Source organism: Nostoc sp. CHAB 5836 (genome assembly GCF_020829445.1).
Lineage (GTDB): Bacteria > Cyanobacteriota > Cyanobacteriia > Cyanobacteriales > Nostocaceae > Nostoc.
In genome coordinates this window covers 40,963-58,854 of record NZ_JAIVFV010000026.1, presented here as the reverse complement: position 1 = coordinate 58,854, position 17,892 = coordinate 40,963, and the positions used below count along the sequence as shown (strand labels likewise).

General features: G+C 37.0%; 12 protein-coding genes and 1 pseudogene. 12 read left to right on the top strand and 1 reads right to left on the bottom strand.

All coding sequences use genetic code 11. The annotated features are described in order from the left end of the window. The 12 genes and pseudogenes from LC605_RS08090 to LC605_RS08035 form a co-directional block, all read left to right on the top strand. The coding region (locus tag LC605_RS08090; RefSeq protein ID WP_229547052.1) for a KR domain-containing protein at window positions 1–1,713 on the top strand (1,713 nt) is incomplete at its 5' end. Window positions 1,714–1,935: 222 nt separating this feature from the next. Further along, window positions 1,936–2,694: a bifunctional 2-polyprenyl-6-hydroxyphenol methylase/3-demethylubiquinol 3-O-methyltransferase UbiG gene (locus LC605_RS08085; protein WP_229547051.1), complete on the top strand. Its 759-nt coding sequence runs from the start codon at window positions 1,936–1,938 to the stop codon at window positions 2,692–2,694. A gap of 228 nt (window positions 2,695–2,922) precedes the next feature. Continuing rightward, window positions 2,923–7,035 (top strand): non-ribosomal peptide synthetase, encoded by a 4,113-nt coding sequence (locus LC605_RS08080; RefSeq protein WP_229547050.1) that lies wholly within the window; start codon window positions 2,923–2,925, stop codon window positions 7,033–7,035. After that, window positions 7,035–8,414 carry a cytochrome P450 gene (locus LC605_RS08075; protein WP_229547049.1) on the top strand — a complete coding sequence of 460 codons (1,380 nt, stop codon included), beginning with the start codon at window positions 7,035–7,037 and terminating at the stop codon, window positions 8,412–8,414. Before LC605_RS08080 ends, LC605_RS08075 begins: the two co-directional genes overlap by 1 nt. 110 nt (window positions 8,415–8,524) lie before the next feature. After that, the gene (locus LC605_RS08070; protein WP_229547048.1) at window positions 8,525–9,913 is read left to right on the top strand and encodes a cytochrome P450; all 1,389 of its coding nucleotides are present in this window, start codon (window positions 8,525–8,527) and stop codon (window positions 9,911–9,913) included. An 85-nt stretch (window positions 9,914–9,998) separates the two neighbouring features. Beyond that, window positions 9,999–10,886, top strand: coding sequence for an SDR family oxidoreductase (locus LC605_RS08065; RefSeq protein ID WP_229547047.1), 888 nt, complete (start codon window positions 9,999–10,001; stop codon window positions 10,884–10,886). A 52-nt stretch (window positions 10,887–10,938) separates the two neighbouring features. Further along, the gene (locus tag LC605_RS08060; RefSeq protein WP_229547046.1) at window positions 10,939–11,991 is read left to right on the top strand and encodes a sucrase ferredoxin; all 1,053 of its coding nucleotides are present in this window, start codon (window positions 10,939–10,941) and stop codon (window positions 11,989–11,991) included. Window positions 11,992–11,995: 4 nt separating this feature from the next. Further along, complete coding sequence (locus LC605_RS08055) at window positions 11,996–13,369, top strand: MATE family efflux transporter (RefSeq protein WP_229547045.1); 1,374 nt, start codon at window positions 11,996–11,998, stop codon at window positions 13,367–13,369. Window positions 13,370–13,468: 99 nt separating this feature from the next. After that, complete coding sequence (locus LC605_RS08050; RefSeq protein WP_229547044.1) at window positions 13,469–13,693, top strand: MbtH family protein; 225 nt, start codon at window positions 13,469–13,471, stop codon at window positions 13,691–13,693. 548 nt (window positions 13,694–14,241) lie between these two features. Continuing rightward, entirely contained in the window at window positions 14,242–15,126 is an 885-nt protein-coding gene (locus LC605_RS08045) for an oxidoreductase (protein WP_229547043.1), read from the top strand. 123 nt (window positions 15,127–15,249) lie between these two features. Further along, window positions 15,250–15,508, top strand: a pseudogene (locus tag LC605_RS08040) (transposase); the annotation flags it as partial. Window positions 15,509–15,966: 458 nt separating this feature from the next. Beyond that, a complete protein-coding gene (locus LC605_RS08035) occupies window positions 15,967–16,800 on the top strand; it encodes a hypothetical protein (RefSeq protein ID WP_229547042.1) in 834 nt (277 codons plus the stop codon). A gap of 98 nt (window positions 16,801–16,898) precedes the next feature. Here the strand turns inward: LC605_RS08035 and LC605_RS08030 are convergent, their stop codons facing one another. Continuing rightward, the gene (locus tag LC605_RS08030; RefSeq protein ID WP_229547041.1) at window positions 16,899–17,765 is read right to left on the bottom strand and encodes a calcium-binding protein; all 867 of its coding nucleotides are present in this window, start codon (window positions 17,763–17,765) and stop codon (window positions 16,899–16,901) included. Window positions 17,766–17,892: the final 127 nt, after the last annotated feature.

Sequence of the window (17,892 nt, the reverse complement as noted above, 5' to 3'; positions counted from 1 at the left end):
GAAGCTTTTAATAAACTAGCTGAAGATATTTATACAATTAATCCATGCATAGCTCAAAACTATAGCTTATTATTTGAACAATTAATTTCATTCGGAAAAACCCCGCAAAATATAGCATATCTATGGAGCATAAATAGTCTTGAAGCTAGAAAACCAGGTGAATATTTAGAATTTAGTAGTCTACTATTTTTAGCACAAAGCCTGAGAAAACTGAAAACTAATGAAAGCTTACAACTTTGGGTTATATCTAATAATATTCAAGAAGTTAATGGAAATGAAATTCTAGATCCAGATAAAGCAACGGTATTAGGTTTATGTCAGGTAATTTCTCAAGAGTATCCTAATATAACCTGTCGGAATATTGATATTGCTTTAACTAAGCATCTAGATGTAGAGAAACAACAAGGCGATTGTGAAAGTAATATTATTGATAAACTTTTAAGCGAGTTAACATCTGCATCCTCAGACTTAGTTGTTGCTTATCGTGGTTCTTACCGTTGGGTACAAACATTTGAGCCAGTCCACTTAGAGCCAGTAGCTGAAGAAAAAACACTGTTGAGAAAACAGGGTGTTTATCTTTTCTCTGGCGGGATAGAAAGTATTGAAATTGTGCTAGCAGAATATTTAGTAAAAACTCTACAAGCAAAACTTATATTTATTGAAGATTTAGCTTTTCCAGAAAAGGATGATTTCTCTCAATGGCTTGGAACTCACACTCAAGAAAATGAAGTAAGTTACAAAATTCAACAATTGCTAGCATTAGAAAAATTAGGTGCAAAAGTTTTGGTATTACGTGCAGATCCAACTAATTATGAACAAATGCATCAAAGCTTTTCATCTAATAATATTGGGCAAATTAACGGGGTTATTTATTCAACTGGAATTATGCGTGAAAAAATATTTGGTTCAATTCCAGAAATTGGTAAACTAGAATTAGAAAACTTATTCGATTTACAACGTCGTAAAATTAGTGTATTAGAACAAGTTTTACAAAATCAAAAGTTAGACTTTTGTATCATCTTTTCGTCATTATCTTCTATATTAGGAGGATTTGGGTTATCTTTATATTCGGCAGTCAACCATTTGATAGATACCTTTTCTAAACAACATAACCGAAATAATTGTTTAACGTGGTATACTATAAACTGGGATAAATTACAACTAAATATTACCCAAGATAAAAAAACGATAGAACAGACATCTGGAGTAGAGTTAGCAATTACTCCAGCAGAAAGTATAGAAGTATTTAAAAGAATATTTTCTCTAGAAAAAGGAACTCAAATTGTTGTTTCTACAGTAGATATAGAGGCTCGGCATAATTATGCATTTAACCTTGATTATTTAGCAAATTCACAATCTTCTAATCAATTAAATTTATCCTTGCGCTATTGCAGACCTCAACTGAGTAATCCCTATGTTGCTCCGACAAATGAATTGGAAAAACAAATTACAGAAATATGGCAAGAGGTACTTGGGATTGCAGAAGTTGGCATTTACGACAACTTCTATGAGTTAGGAGGAGACTCTCTCATTGCAACTCAACTGGTTTCTCGATTACGAGCAAAATTTCCCGTAGATTTACCACTACGTGACCTTTTATTGCAAGCAATGATACCAGCCAAACAAGCAGAAATGATTGAGCAACTTCTGTTGGAAAAAATAGAAGAATTATCCGAAGAAGAGGTAGAAGCTCTTTTGGTTAACAGATATTGACTTACATTCTTAACTAAATCGGCGCAATTAAAGCTAACTGGCTAAGGCTGTCATTTGTCATTTGTCCTTCATTATTTACAAGGGTTTTAAGCCTATTTATGTTTCGTAACATATTTAGTTTTTTTCGCGCTAACTTACTTATCCAACTTATAAACATACTAAAGAAATAGTACCAAAACTATTTGATTGAAAACCTTCATTTTACAACAGGAAAAATAGTCTATGTCTCTGCTAAACAATCTTCCCAACTATGAACCCATCGCTCGTTTACAGAACGAATTCAAGAATACACCTGAAGATTTGCTAGCAGGCATAATACCTGCTTTAGAGCAAATTTTCTTATCACAACTTCCTGCGGGAGCGCATATTCTTGAACTTGGTTGTGGTTCTGGATATTTAGCGCAACAGCTTAACACTAGGGGATATAAAGTTACTGGAATAGACGCTTCTGAAGCGCTGCTAAACTACGCTAGAAAAAACGCACCTGAAAGTGAATTTATCCTTAGTGATATACGTAACTTTGAGTTCCCATCCATCTTTGATGCAGCTCTGGGAAATGATGTTCTCCATTTTATTCAAAACAATGAAGAGTTGAAAATGGTATTCAAAAACGTATATGCTACACTGAAAGATGGGGGCATTTTTGTGTTCAACATCCCAATAACAGATTGGCTACATGAAGCTGCTCAGAAAAACAATTTTAATATTGTCAGTGTCAATGATGAATGCTCATTGATAGAGTTATTCTACTACAAACCAGAAGAGAGAATGTGGGAAATCAAAGTCACAGGATTTGAATTAGTAGAAAAGGCTTGGAAGCGCTCAGATACTATTTGGTTAAGAAAAGACCATTTTTTAGAAGAAGTTGAGTCAGCCTTAAAAGATGCAGGTTTTACACAATTTAATTATTATAATACCAGAGACTTTGGAGAGAGCGAAGACATAGCTTGTTTTGTTTGTCAGAAAGCTTCTCTTCAGTAATATAAAAATCCTATTTTTTTTTGTGAACGCTCAAGATTTATCTGATCTCTCCTTTCTGCGGCTTTGCGTAAAATTAAATATTTTTTTATTTCAGGTAGGGACGCAGAGAAAGAGTTTCAAAGCATAAATAAATTTTGTAAAATTCTCCTGTTACCTGTATTTAACAGTACGTTCATAAATTAAATAGGATTGCGATCGCAACTAACAATTTTTAATTACATATTAACAATGGATAAACCTCGTTCTAATTTATCACCTGCAAAAAAAGCTCTCTTGGAAAAATGGAAGGGAGGAAAGTTTCTAGCTGATACTATTGCCAAACGACAAAAATTGAATAATATTCCCTTATCTTTCTCTCAACAAAGATTATGGTTTATTGACCAACTTTACCACGGCAGTTCTTTCTACAATATCCCTATTGCTTTTCATATAAAAGGACAACTGAATATTACAGCACTTCAACAAAGTCTGAATGAAATTCTCAAGCGCCACGAAATCTGGCGCACAAATTTTACACTTGTTAATGGAGAGCCAGTACAGGAAATTTCACCAAACTTAACTTGGGATTTACCTATTATTAATATTGAGCATTTGTCTGGTAAAAATTGGGAAGGAGAAGTTCAACAACTTGTAGCCGAATCAGCAACAAAACCCTTTAATTTAGCTAAAGGACTTTTAGTTAGAGCAACTTTACTACGCTTGAGTGAAGAAGAACACGTTTTGCTTGTTACCATGCACCACATCATTACGGATGGATGGTCTTGTAGTGTGTTCTTGCGGGAATTGTCAACACTATATGCGGCTTTCTCTACAAATCAGCCTTCTTCCTTACCTGAACTCCCGATTCAGTATGCAGATTTTGCAATTTGGCAACGCGATCGCATCCAAGGTGAATTCCTCGCGACCAAATTAAATTACTGGAAGCAACAACTAAGTGGTGAGCTTCCTGTACTACAATTACCCACAGACCGTCCGCGACCTAGCGTTACAACTTTTGCTGGTGCCAAGCAATATTTTACATTCTCAAAAGTGCTAACTGATGCGCTCAAACAATTCAGCCAGCGAGAAGATGCCACTTTATTTATGAGTTTGCTGGCAGCATTTAACATACTATTATATCGCTACACAAACCAAGAAGATATTGTGATTGGTTCTCCAATTGCCAACCGCAACCGAGCCGAATTAGAAGGAATGTTAGGATTATTTGTTAATACTTTGGTATTGCGTAATAACCTCAGTGGTAATCCCAATTTTCGCCAACTTTTACATCAAGTTCGTGAGATGACTCTCAATGCTTATGCACATCAAGATTTGCCTTTTGAGATGCTTGTAGAAGAATTACAGCCTGAACGAAATTTAAGCCGAAATCCACTTTATGAAGTCATGTTTGTCCTGCAAAATACTCCAACATCTGTGCAGGAAGTATCTGGATTAAGCTTACGTGCTTTAGATTTTGATAGTGGTACATCTCAACTTGATATTTTTCTGTCAATGTTTGAATCCCAAGAGGGATTAACAGGGTGTTTGGAGTACAATACAGATATTTTTGATTCAACAACAATTATCCAATTTATTAACAATTTCCAGACTTTATTAGAAAATATCCTTACTAATCCAGAGCAACACATCTGTGAATTATCGCTACTAACTGCTTCTGATCAAGAACAATTATTATTTAAATTTAATCAAACTCATGCAGATTATCAAGATGCACCTCTGCATCAATTATTTGAGCAACAAGTTGAACTAACACCTGACTCTTTAGCATTAATTAGCCAGACAGAAAAAGTTTCCTATCGTCAACTTAACTATAAAGTGAATCAGCTGGCACATTATTTGCAAAAACAGGGTGTTACAAAAGAAACACTGGTTGCTTTATGTCTTGAACGTTCTGAAGACATGGTGATAGGAATTTTAGCTATTCTCAAAGCTGGGGGTGTATACATTCCACTTGATCCAAGTTATCCAGTTGAGCGTCTGAATTTTATGCTCTCTGATTCTCAAGCTTCAGTATTAATTAGTCACCAAGAAATATCAGAAAAACTATCATTATCTTCCGCTAAAACTGTTTGCTTGGATATCTACAAAGACGAAATTGCTCAAGAAAGTCCAGAAAATCTCATTAATATCTCAAAAGCTGATAATCTTGCCTATATTATTTACACTTCTGGCTCAACTGGAACTCCTAAAGGTGTTCTTGGCACTCATCGGGGTACAGTCAATGGGTTACACTGGCTATGGAAAACTTATCCTTTCACCCCAGGAGAAGTTTGTTGTCAGAAAACAGCTATTAGCTTTGTAGATTCTGTATGGGAAATTTTTGCTCCTTTACTCAAAGGAATTCCTACTGTAATTATTAGCAATGCAACTGTATTAGATCCGCAGCTATTTATAGAAGCTTTGGCGCATTACAAAGTTACCCGTATTATACTTGTGCCGTCACTACTGCGTTTACTTCTAGATAATTACAGTCATTTGACCAAAAAACTATCGCCAGTAAAACTTTGGATAACTAGCGGAGAAGCACTATCTATTAAGTTAGCTAAAAATTTCCAAGAGTTAATGCCATTTGCAAAATTAATCAACCTCTACGGTTCATCAGAAGTTTCCGCCAACGCCACTTACTACGACACCAGTTTATTATCAGACCAAGCAAACAGCGTACCTATCGGTCGTCCTATTGATAATAGTCAAGTTTATGTGTTGAATCACGATTTACAACCAACACCTATAGGAGTTTTTGGCGAACTTTATATTGGTGGTGACGGATTGGCAAAGGGTTATTTACATCGTCTTGAATTAACTCAAGAAAGATTTATTGATAATCCCTTTGTCTACCAAACAAAGATTTACAAAACAGGGGATTTAGGGCGTTATCTTAATGATGGTAATATTGAATATTTGGGGCGCTATGATGAACAAGTAAAAATCAGGGGTTTTCGCGTCGAATTAAGTGAAATTACTACAGCTATTACACAACATTCAGATGTGCAAGAATCAGTTGTAATTGCCAACAATGATACCCAAGAAAATCAATCTTTAATTGCCTATATTGTCACAGATAAACACGACATCACTGCACAATTGTGGACTTATTTGCAACAAAAATTACCTACTTATATGCTACCATCTGCATTTGTGGTATTAAATGCACTCCCACTTACACCTAATGGTAAAGTAGACAAGCGTTCTCTTTGCACAGATGAAGTTATTCAGACAAATACTACTAAATCCTTAATTGCTCCTCGGAATTTTGCAGAATTATCATTAGTAAAGTTGTGGGAAAATCTCCTAAAGACTAACCACATTGGGGTGACAGAGAACTTTTTTGACTTAGGTGGTCACTCATTTTTAGCTGTACGCTTAATGGCTCAAATCCAAGATAAATTCGGGCATAATCTTAGCTTATCTACTCTTTTTGAAAATCCTACAATTGAGAAACTAGCTGTTATTGTCAGTCAGCGATCGCACGAAATTTACAATTCACCTATTGTAGCAATTAACTCTTCTGGTTCCAAGACACCTTTCTTTTGTATGCATGGTGCTGGTGGAGGCATTAATAATTACTTTAAGTTATCCAGAAGGCTTGGTGAAGATTATCCATTTTATGCCCTAGAACATACCCCTGACAAAGAAAACACTAAAATTCTCTCATTAGAAGAGACAGCAAATAATTACCTCCAAGAAATTCGGAAAGTGCAACCAAATGGCCCTTATCTTTTAGGTGGACATTGTTACGGCGGTGTACTTGCTTTTGAAATGGCGCAGCAATTACAAAGACAGGGTGAAACGGTAGATCTGCTAGTTGTTATCGATGCCATACTCTCAGAAACACGCATTGAATCGACAAAAGATGATGATGCAAAATTTTTACTCCGCATGGCTGAATCGATAAAAACCGATAATAATATAGATTTTTCAATTCCTTTTGAAGAACTTCGAGATTTGTCACTAAATGAGCAACTCGATTTGATTAATCAAAAAGCAAACTTCATCTTTAGCGATACAGAAATTAAAGATTTTATCAACTATTACAAACTTTTTAAAGCTGATGTTCAAGCCATGCGAGATTATGTTCCGCGACTTTATCCTGAGCCTATAACTCTATTTCGAGCCAAAGAAGAGATTATTCATGACTTTGACAATCCAGAATGGAATACTGATGATCCCTTACTAGGTTGGGGTAAATATTCTAATCAACCCATTCAAGTAATTGAAGTTCCTGGCGATCATTTCTCGATTTTCATTGAGCCTCATATTCAAGAATTAGCTAAACATCTGAGAAATTGTATCGATCATGCTGCGTGCAATGTCATAAATAATGGGAGTAAAAAATCATAATGAAACTTCCCCCAGAACTGAAAACACCCTTGTGGTTCCTAGGTCTACAATTCGAGCTTAATCCCTTTAGTTATTTAGATACTATTTCCAAACGTTATGGTGACATAGTTACTGTAATGTCTGGTTCTACACCAATTGTTTATATCAGCAATCCTTCAGGGATAAAAGAAGTTTTTACAAATACCAAAGAAATTACAGCTAGCGGTGCATTAAACCAAGATTTCGCCTTCATAACCGGAGATAAAGGAGTCTTGCAACTTGATGGTTTAATTCATAAAAATCGCCGTAAGCTCCTAATGCAGGCTTTTCATGGAGCGCGGATGCAAGCCTGTGGTCGAGGTATCTGTGAACTCACAGAAAAGATGATGAATAAACAGGTGATTGGAAAACCTTTTCTTGCATACCCGGTGATTGAAGAGATTACCTTTCAAGTGGGTATAGAAAGGGTAATTGGTTTGGATGGAGGAGAACGCCATGAAAAAATTAAGCATTTATTTGCATCTTTGCTTAAACTCGATAGACAATCTCTTATAGTTAAGATTTTTAGCAAGATTTTCCTAGAAAAAGATTTAGGCCGATGGAGTCCACAGGGATATCTCCTTCACCTCCGGCGAGAACTTTTTCAATTGCTATCTACCGAGGTTAAAGAACGTCGCCAGCAAACAGATTTATCACACACTGATATACTTAGCGATTTGATATTTGCTTGTGATGAAACAGGTGAAACATTAAGCAATGAAGAGGTGCGTGACCTGCTACTATCACCTATATTTGCAGCTGGTGATGCTTCCGGAACTGCGATTAGTTGGTCTTTATATTGGATTCATCGGTTAAAAAATGTTCGAGAGAAACTACTGGAAGAACTTGATAGTCTTGGTCAAAATCCAGACCCAATTAGCATTGTTGCACTCCCTTATCTAAGTGCTGTTTGTAACGAAGTTTTGCGAATTTACCCAACTCAGTTGTTTACATTTCCCAGGTTGGTAGAATCGCCAATTGAATTAATGGGCTATAAACTAAATCCCGGTACGATACTTATTGGTAATATTTATTCGACCCATCAACGTGATGATTTATATCCAAATCCAAAAGAATTTCAGCCAGAACGCTTTTTAGAAAAACAATTTTCTCCCTACGAATTTCTGCCATTTGGTGGCGGTTCTCGTGTATGCATTGGTGCGACTTTTGCCCTCTTTGAAATGAAACTTATATTAGCAACCATTCTTTCACACTATCAATTAGAGTTGGTCAGTCAGCGCCCAGAACGTCCCAAATTTGCAGGTTTAATTTCTTCTCCTGCAAGTGGCGTGAAAATGGTTATGCGTGGTCAGCGTCAAGATCAAGGAAAGTCGCAGCCATTAGCTGTTGGTCTAGTTTAGCCAGTGAATTTGATGTTTGATTCTGTTGATATATTTTTCTGAAAAATTTGATTGATGAGTTTGTTTTTTTCTAGCTAAATATCTATAAATCATCGGAGTGAATCAGATTTATGACACTACCACCAGGGCCGAAAATCCCATTATGGCTACTAAGTCAGCAACTAGACACTAATCCCCTTGGCTGCTTGGATGCTATTTACCAACGCTATGGCGATATTATCACCATAATGGCTGGTTCTACACCAATAGTTTACGTCAGCAATCCATCAGGAATAAAGCAGTATTTAACTAATACTAAAGAAATTACAATCTCTACTATTCCCCCAGGAGATTCCCCGATTACAGTCGGACAGATGGGACAGCAAGGAATCCTTCATATTGATGGCTTAGTTCACAAACATCGTCGTCCTCTGTTAATGAAGGCTTACCACGGGGAGCGGATGAACGCTACTGGAAAAAGTATTTGTGAACTCACAGAAAAAATTATTAGTCAACAGACGATCGCAAAAACTTTCATTGCCAATGAAATGTTATCAAAAATCACCTTACAAGTAGCTATAGAAGTTGTGATTGGATTACGAGAAGGAGAGCGCTATGAAAAAATCAAACATCTATATACCTCTTGCATGAAATATGAAAAATCTCCCCTGTTTGAGATCATAAAGAAATTGCCTTTTGCACAATTGGATTTAGGTCGGCTAAGTCCGTGGGGATACCATAAATATCTGCTGAAAGAAATTTTCCAATTTTTATATGATGAAGTCAAAGAACGCCGTAAACAAGCAGATTCTTCACGCACTGATATGCTCAACGATCTGATATTTGCTTGTGATGAAACAGGTAAACCGCTAAGTGATGAAGAGGTGCGCGATCTTTTGTTTTTGCCTATATCAGCAAGTAATAATGGTGCAACAGATTCTCTTACCTGGCTATTATACTGGGTTCACAGTTTAACAGATGTGCGTGAGCAACTACTTGATGAACTCGATAGCCTTGGTGAAAACCCAGATCCGATGAAGATTGTAGCATTGCCTTACCTTAATGCTGTTTGCAACGAGGCTTTACGAATTTACCCAAGTTCGATGTTCTCGCTGGCAAGGGTGGTAGTTTCTCCAGTGGAAATCATGGGGTATGAATTAATTCCAGGTACGATCCTCTTTACTAATATTTATTCAACACATCAACGTGAAGATGTGTATCCAGAACCGAAACAATTTAAACCAGAGCGCTTTCTAGAAAACAAATTCTCTCCCTATGAATTTATTCCCTTCGGTGGCGGCGCTCGTAGTTGTATTGCAGGAGCTTTTTCGAGCTTTCAAATGAAGCTTGTGTTAGCAACAATTCTTTCAAACTATAAATTAACGCTGGTTAATAAGCGACCAGAACAAGCAAAGCATTCCAATGATCAATGTTACGCCAAGAGTGGCGTGAAAATGGTTATGCATGGTCGGCGTCAGCATCAAGGAAAGTCAAGACCACTTGTTTCTGACTTTGTTTAAATATTGGATTTAGTTGATATACGCCATATTTTTAGTTTTACCCTTTTCAAGTATAAAAATACATTTCATCTTGGAGACAATAAGTATGAATCAGAGTAATAAAGGCGCAGTTGTCATCACAGGAACATCCACCGGCTTAGGTCGAGTAACTGCGCTTTCACTTGCCAAGGAAGGATATCGAGTTTTTGCTGGAGTCCGCACTGAGAAAGATTCACAGTCGCTAAAACAGGCGGCATCTGGTAATTTAACACCTATTATTATGGACATCACCAAAGCGGAAGAAATTAAATCTGCTTTAGAATTTGTCTCACTAGCGGTTCGAGAAGAAGGATTATTCGCATTAATTAATAATGCAGTTGTAGCAGTAGATGGCCCACTAGAATGTCTTAAAATAGATGATATCAGATGGAATTTTGAAGTAAATGTTATTGGGCAAATTACAGTTACCCAAGCATTCTTGCCATTGATTCGGAAAGCTAAAGGTCGAATCATCAATATCAGTGCAATTTGTGGGAGATTAGCTCTACCTTATAGAAGTCTTTTGTGTGCTTCTAAATTTGCGATCGAGGCAATTACAGATTGTTTAAGAATGGAATTATGCTCTAGTGGCATTGAGGTTATTTCCATCTTGCCAGGAGGAATAGTAACTCCAGAACAGGCTGACAAAGTAGAAGTTAGTTATCAGGAAACATTAGCTAATATGTCTCCCGAAACTAAAGCTATATATGGCAATAATTACAAAATATATATGCAAGGAGCAGTAGAAGACAATCGCAGCACAGGGTTACCACCTGAAAAAGTGGCAAGTACGATTTTGAAAGCTCTGCACGCTAGAAAGCCTAAAAGACAATATTTTGTCACACAATCATCATGGGAACTTAATCTATATGCCTTGTATAAAAGATTGGTGCCACATCAATATTTTTATGACACCTTGTATAAGGGTATGCAAAAAGGAATGGGATTTGATTAATCATTTATCACTATTTCATTCTTTTTGAATAACAGCTACAGAGATAGTAAATATGCCAACTCAACATACTCACCAAGTTATCACAAGTGACTGTCGTTTTTGTTCCTTAGTTTCTAAAACCAATGGAGAAGATCCTATTGGGACAGCAGGTACTTGCGAACATTGGTTGATTATGGAAGTTCCGCAACCTTGGCCGCAAGAAATATTTCAAGAAAATCCAACGATTAAATCATTGATGGGTTTATTTGAAGAGTTAATTTTTAAGCATGGGGTCAAGTTGAAACCGATGCTAATTGCTCCTGATGGCGAGTATTCTCATCCTGGCTTTACCCGCGTGTTCTACTACTATCGTCCTGCAAGGCTTTTTTCTCAGTTTGAGAAACAAGAATTTGTTGTTCCAGAAAGCGAAACTGCTGCTTTGGTGACAGCAATATTCAAGCAATTAATGCAACAACCCAACGATTTATCGGAATTTCAGCAATATCTACAACAAACGAGTCACATTCGTGAACTCATGGTTTGTACCCATGCTCAAGTTGACCTTGCTTGTGGCAGATTTGGGACTTCCATCTACCGACAATTACGTAAAGCTTATGCTCCTGCTTCTAATGGAAAATTAAGAGTCTGGCAAACAACTCATTTTGGTGGTCATCAATTTGCTCCTACCTTAGTTGATTTACCCCAAGGCTGCTTATGGGGACATTTAGAGCCAGATGTATTGGATTTATTGGTGCAGCGAAATGGTTCAGTTTCTGGTTTGCGTCAACACTATCGAGGATGGACTGGTTTAAGCAAATTTGAGCAAAGTGCTGAACGCGAAATTTGGATGCAGTGTGGTTGGAGTTGGCTAGATTACTTGAAAGCAGGCAAAGTGCTGGCGATGGAAGAGGTTGCTGAAGGAGAGGATGCTGAGTGGGCAGAAGTTCGTATTGATTTTGTAGTTCCAGATGGTAGTACATCAGGGGCCTATGAAGCCAGAGTAGAAGTTTGTGGTGAGGTCATGAGTGCATTTAACTCAGCAAAAGAGATGGAGTTAGAAGCAGTGAGGCAGTATCGCGTTAGCCGTTTGATTAAGGTTGAGTCAACAGAAATGAGCCAAAAATGAAAAAATGATTTCACAAAAACAATCTCAAATTACACATGAAATACTTCAAGGTAATCTTGTTAAGCTGATGTTCAAGTTATCAATTCCCAGTACTCTGGGAATACTGATGTTTAGCTTGAATAATTTTCTTGATGCTTTATTTGCAGGGCAATTTCTTGGTGAAACAGATCTGGCTGGTATTACCCTTGCACTACCGCTCACTGGTATAGCTGAGGGATTTTCTGCCTTAGTTGGGGTCGGTTCTGGTTCTGCTCTGAGTCAAGCCATTGGTTCTGGAAATATCAAAATTCAGTCGAAAATATTTGGTAACTTAGTGGTTATGGGTGTAGCGATCGCTTTTGTGATCACAACCCTTGGCTATAGCTTTAGTGAAAAATTAATTGTGTTCATGGGAGGAAGTGGCGAAGTAGCCTCTGCTGGTGTGGCATATTTTAAGACTTATATACTGGGTTCAGTATTTTATATACTAGCGGGAGCTTCTAGCCAGATCATTAAATCAGAAGGCAAAATTAGACTATCAACTATATTTGACTTAATTTTTATTATCCTTAATATTGTCTTAAATTTAATATTTATAAGTGTCTTTCGTTGGGGTATTCAAGGAATTGCCCTGGCTACAGTTATTGCAATGGCTGTTTCTACTTTTATCAACTTAACTTATTTCCTTTCTGGCAAAAGTTCTATTCTAGTCAATCTTAAAAAAATAGCGATCGCAATAGATTTATTACGTACAATCTTATCCGTCGGCATATCACAATTATTTTATCCAATTACGATATTAATTCAAGACTTTGTGATTTTCAATTTAATTTCTTACTACGGCACAGATAGCGATATTGCTTTTTTTGGAGCAACAGTCAAAGTCTCTTCATTTGTATTTATCCCTATCATTGGTTTCGCACAAGCATTACAACCTATAATCGGCATAAATTATGGCGCACAAAATTATGAAAGGATAAAAAAAGCCTACTTAACTTTTGCCATCATTGGCACTATTTTAGCAATATTAATTTGGCTGCCTTTACAATTATTCCCGAAGTCATTTTTAGGGATAATTCTCCCAGGTGCTAATTTTACAGAAGGTGATATATTTAATTTTATAATTCTCAGTATATTAATACCAGTATGGCCTTTAGCATACTTTAGCAATACTCTTTTTCTATCTATAGGCAAAGGTAAAACTGTGTTAGTAGTAATTTTATTAAGAAGTATAATTTTAACAGTGCCAATGATCCTCTTCTTTTCAAGAATATCAGGTGTAAGGGGCATATATTATGGAATGTTGTTTGCAGACATTTTATTTATGTTAATTGTATTTCTATTAACAGTTTGGGAATTTAAATATTTAAGTTTACTCAAAGCTGAAGTGAGTAAATAGGGAGAGATAACTATTAAAATACTGGAGTTTTTCTGCACAAATTAACTAAATTGTTACCAAATTGTGAGACATATTTAATCAAATATCAAGAGGTAAGTTATGTATCAAAATGACAAAGAAGACACAACAATTTACAAAGTTGTAGTTAATCACGAAGAACAGTATTCGATTTGGCCATCTGAGCGGGAAAACCCCGTTGGTTGGCAGGATGCTGGAAAAAATGGTTTAAAGCAAGAATGTCTGGATTACATCAAAGAAGTCTGGACTGATATGAGGCCGCTTAGTCTGCGGAAAAAGATGCAGGAAACGTTTGGCAATATTTAGGCAGATGGGCATTTAAATTGCCTTCCTTGATAAACCTGATCTAAGTTGAGAACCGTAGTTTTCGCCCTCACCCTAAATCCCTTTCCCAGATATGAGAGCTACGGTGTATACACAAGTATGAAATAGTTTTAAATTTGGGTTTGAACTCTGGTTTTACCCCACCCTAACCCTCCCCTTATAAAGGGTCTACGGTGTACACAGAAGTCCCAAAAGCCTCTACCCACGTTTTTGTGAGAGTGAAACTGTTACACTCACCGACATCCCGCCCAGAAATAAATTTCTGGGCTGATAGGGAAAGTCCACTGAAAGTGGACTGACATTAATTATTTAGTCCACTTTCAGTGGACTTGGGCTATGAGACTCGGAATTGATTCCGAGGCGGGATAGAACACACAGCGAGATTCATTGGCTGCGGCAAAAATTGTGTGTACCCCGTAGCCGATATATTGGGGAGGGAACAAGATAGACGTGGTTTATATGCATTCTTCTACTGCTGAAATTTCAACTTTCTTTACCTTAGTAACGCTTGTTAAAAATGGAGAGTTTATATGATCAATTCCTCAGCTTCTCAGACACGGATATGGTTTATTACTGGTTGCTCAAAAGGTTTAGGTCGAGCATTAGCAGAAACAGTGCTTGAGCGGGGTGAAACTGTGGTGCTAACAGCACGGAATCTACAGCAGATAGAAGATTTAGTAACAAAATTTCCGAATCGGACATTAGCGGTGCAACTTGATGTCACGAAACCCAAAGAAATTCAGGAAGCAGTGAAACAGGCAATTGCCAAGTTTGGACGCATTGATGTACTTGTGAATAATGCTGGATATGGGGTTTTAGGAGCAATAGAAGAAGTCAGCAATGAAGAAGTTCGTCGTCAGTTTGAAACCAACTTTTTTGGTGTCTTGGAAGTGCTACGGAATGTATTACCTCAGATGCGACAACAACGCAGTGGACACATTCTTAATATTTCATCAGTGGGTGGCTTTGTGTCTTATGCTGGTACGGGAATCTATAATGGGGCAAAATTTGCGATCGAAGGAATTTCTGAAGCATTAGCTCAAGAAGTTACACCTCTCGGTATCAAAATCACAATAGTTGAACCTGGCGCATTTCGGACAAATTTTGTTACACGTTCTCTTGTCATCACTGATAGCGAAATCAATGACTATGAATCAGTGATTGGTGAGATGCGTCAAGGTGCGCGAGATATTCTGGATATGAAATTGGAATTTTTGGAACCAGGTGATCCGAAGAAAGCAGCTTTGGCGATGATTCAAGTAGTTGATAGCGAAAATCCGCCACTGAGATTGCTGCTAGGAGAAGATGCAATTTATGCTATTAATGCCAAGCTGGAGGCGGTCAAAACAGAACTAGATGCTTGGAGAGAAGTTTCTCTAAATACTGCGTTTGATGAGGTTCTAGTAACCAAATAGCGTGATTTTTTGCGGTTTACTATAACAGCTGTACGTTCGCTCATTTTTGAAGGTAAGAGGAATTAATACCTTACCTCAGATCTTGCAACAGTCACGAAGCGTGACGCGAACAAGATTGGTAGTGCAATTCGACACCATTGGGGAATCGAAAACTCTGTTCATTGGACATTGGATGTCACATTCGGTGAGGATGAATGTCGGATTCGTTCTCTGCACAGTCCACAGAATAATGCTAAAGCTAGGTCGTATTGCTCTCAATGCCTTAGAGCGAGAATCATCTTTTCGTCGCAGTATTCGACAAAAGTCACGCCGAGCCGCTATGAATGATCAGTATATGATTTCTGTGTTGGCGGCGGCTCTTCCAAACTCAACACTCTCCTAGAATCCACTTGTCAATAGGGTTTGAGACGCGCTAACCCTGGTTTACCCTTGTCTTCAAAACTAAGTATTTAGCTAAATTTGATGCTCAAAATTCTCGTTGATTTATCGCTTAATTACTGTTGACAAAAATATTTTTCCCTTAACTTGTCACGAATGGAGCGCGATGGAGTGTGGCGTACATTTTGGTTCCAATGCCACTCGCACGCGGCTTCCGGCTTCCGGCTTTTTGAGAATCAACTGAGCAAATTACGTAATTATCTTGAGGCTTTTTCCCTAGCTAACAATTATATTTGAATCTCTAGCTCAAAGTTTCCAAAATCTTGAGCAATTTTTATCATTTTTTAGTAATATTCATTTTTTGAGCTTACTATGTACACTGCCATTCAAAATGTTTATTCCAAAACCTTTAATTACTTTCATAAAACACACGCATATTTAACCAAGAATCCCAGATTGTTTTTGGTACGTAAGTTAGCTCGTTTTGAGGTATTACGTAATGGGATTCATTATTTATTTAAAAATCAAAAAGAATCGGAAGAAATTAGCCAATTTAATCATTATTTTTTTGAAAATATTGATTTAGATATAATCAACTCATCTTTAAAAGAGAATGGTTATTACTCAGGTCTTAATTTGCCTCAATATATTGTACAAGAAATATTAGAATTTGCTGAGTCTAATATTTGTTATGGGAACAGAGATCCGAAACTTTACTTTTATTTAAGTAATAAAAAACAAGCAGAAATCTCCAATGGTAAGCAATTTATTGTAGGTAGTTACTTACACAATATTGAAAAGTGTCCAGCTATTAATAAGATGAAAACTGAGCCAGGATTATTAGCGATCGCAGCTAAATTTTTAGAGGCTCGACCTGTACATATAGCTAGTGAGCTAGTTTGGAGTTTTCCAGTTTCAACAGAATGGATTGAGCAACTGAACTTAGCTCAAGTATTTCACTATGATATAGATGACTATAAATTTCTGAAATTCTTTTTTTATTTAACAAATGTAGATATGTTTAACGGCCCTCATGTTTGTATTCGTGGAAGTCACAAAAATAAAAAGTTTTTACACCAGTTGATAGGTTTACGCTGCGCTAATTTAGATGATAAAAAAATTGTTGATTACTATGGTGCTGAGAATTTAGTCAATTTTTATGGCCCAGCAGGTTTTGGGTTTGTAGAAGATCCATTCTGTTTCCACAAAGGTACTCCACCCACCGATAAAGCGCGCTTGTTTCTTCAGCTAGAATTTGCCATCAATAACTATAAAGATATTAGAAGTTTCAAATAGCGAATTGCCCTCAGACTAGAAATCCTTTGAATCTTTTTTAAGTAGTTTTTAAAGATAGCGATCGCATTAATCTTTCTCATCGAACCCTAAAATTCCATTTACCTTTCTACCAAGCCCACCTGTCCGCCAATTAGCCCTAAAAATCCTGTTTCCGAGTGCTGAATCTCCAAAAAACTTGCTTGCTCCGGTGAGGTTTTATAAATTCGGAATGTCTTCATTATTCCCAAAGTAGCAGCACTTTCTAGAGGCCCAACAAAACTAATATCCCGGTCAAGAAAATAAGTTTGATTAGCCCAATGAATCATCTGATTTGAATTTAAAAAGTAGCAGCCGGAGTGGGGATTCAGGGCGCGACGAAAGGTAATTGGTGTATTCATAATTGTACCTTTGAGTTCTTGTTGCTCTTGCACATTTTGAAAGGGAGCAGTTACTCGCAAAGCCAAGTCTCCATCAATGTAAGCTTTATTAACCAAACCATAAAGAGAGACTTCATAACGATTTGGCTGGAGTAAATTTAAATCACCAGCTTGTTGGGTAAACCAGTCTAATTTGATAAAAAACCAAGGGTCATAGATAATTAGATCATCTTCAAGAAAGCAGTAGTAATCATACTGACCGAGACAATTTTGTAGAACAGCTTGGCACTCAAACCCTAAAAGCAGAGGTTCTACATTAGTAGAATGATGCTTATATAAATGTGATGGTAAGGCAAGCTGATTCAGAAGATGATTATCTTGGGTTGTACAAATAACAATATCTATTTCATGAGACTGAGGTTGATTAGCAGGGTAAGCTAGTCGTTGAGCAATATTGATGATACTTTGAGATTTGCCAAATAATTGGTGTAAGGCGGTAAGGCTTTGAGTTAACGCCTGTAAGCGGGGTTGCGGGTCTTTGCGTTGGGAAGCATGACGACCCTCACTGCTAGGTTTGAAATAATGGGCAATGGTAAGAATAATTCGCATTTTAAATATCGTTTTTATTTGTCATTGGTCATTGGGGAGTGACAAGAAATAAATTACTCAAATAAACGAACCACAGAGGCACAAAGAGCGCAGAGGAATCAGGAGAAGAGAGTTTTTTGGGTATTTT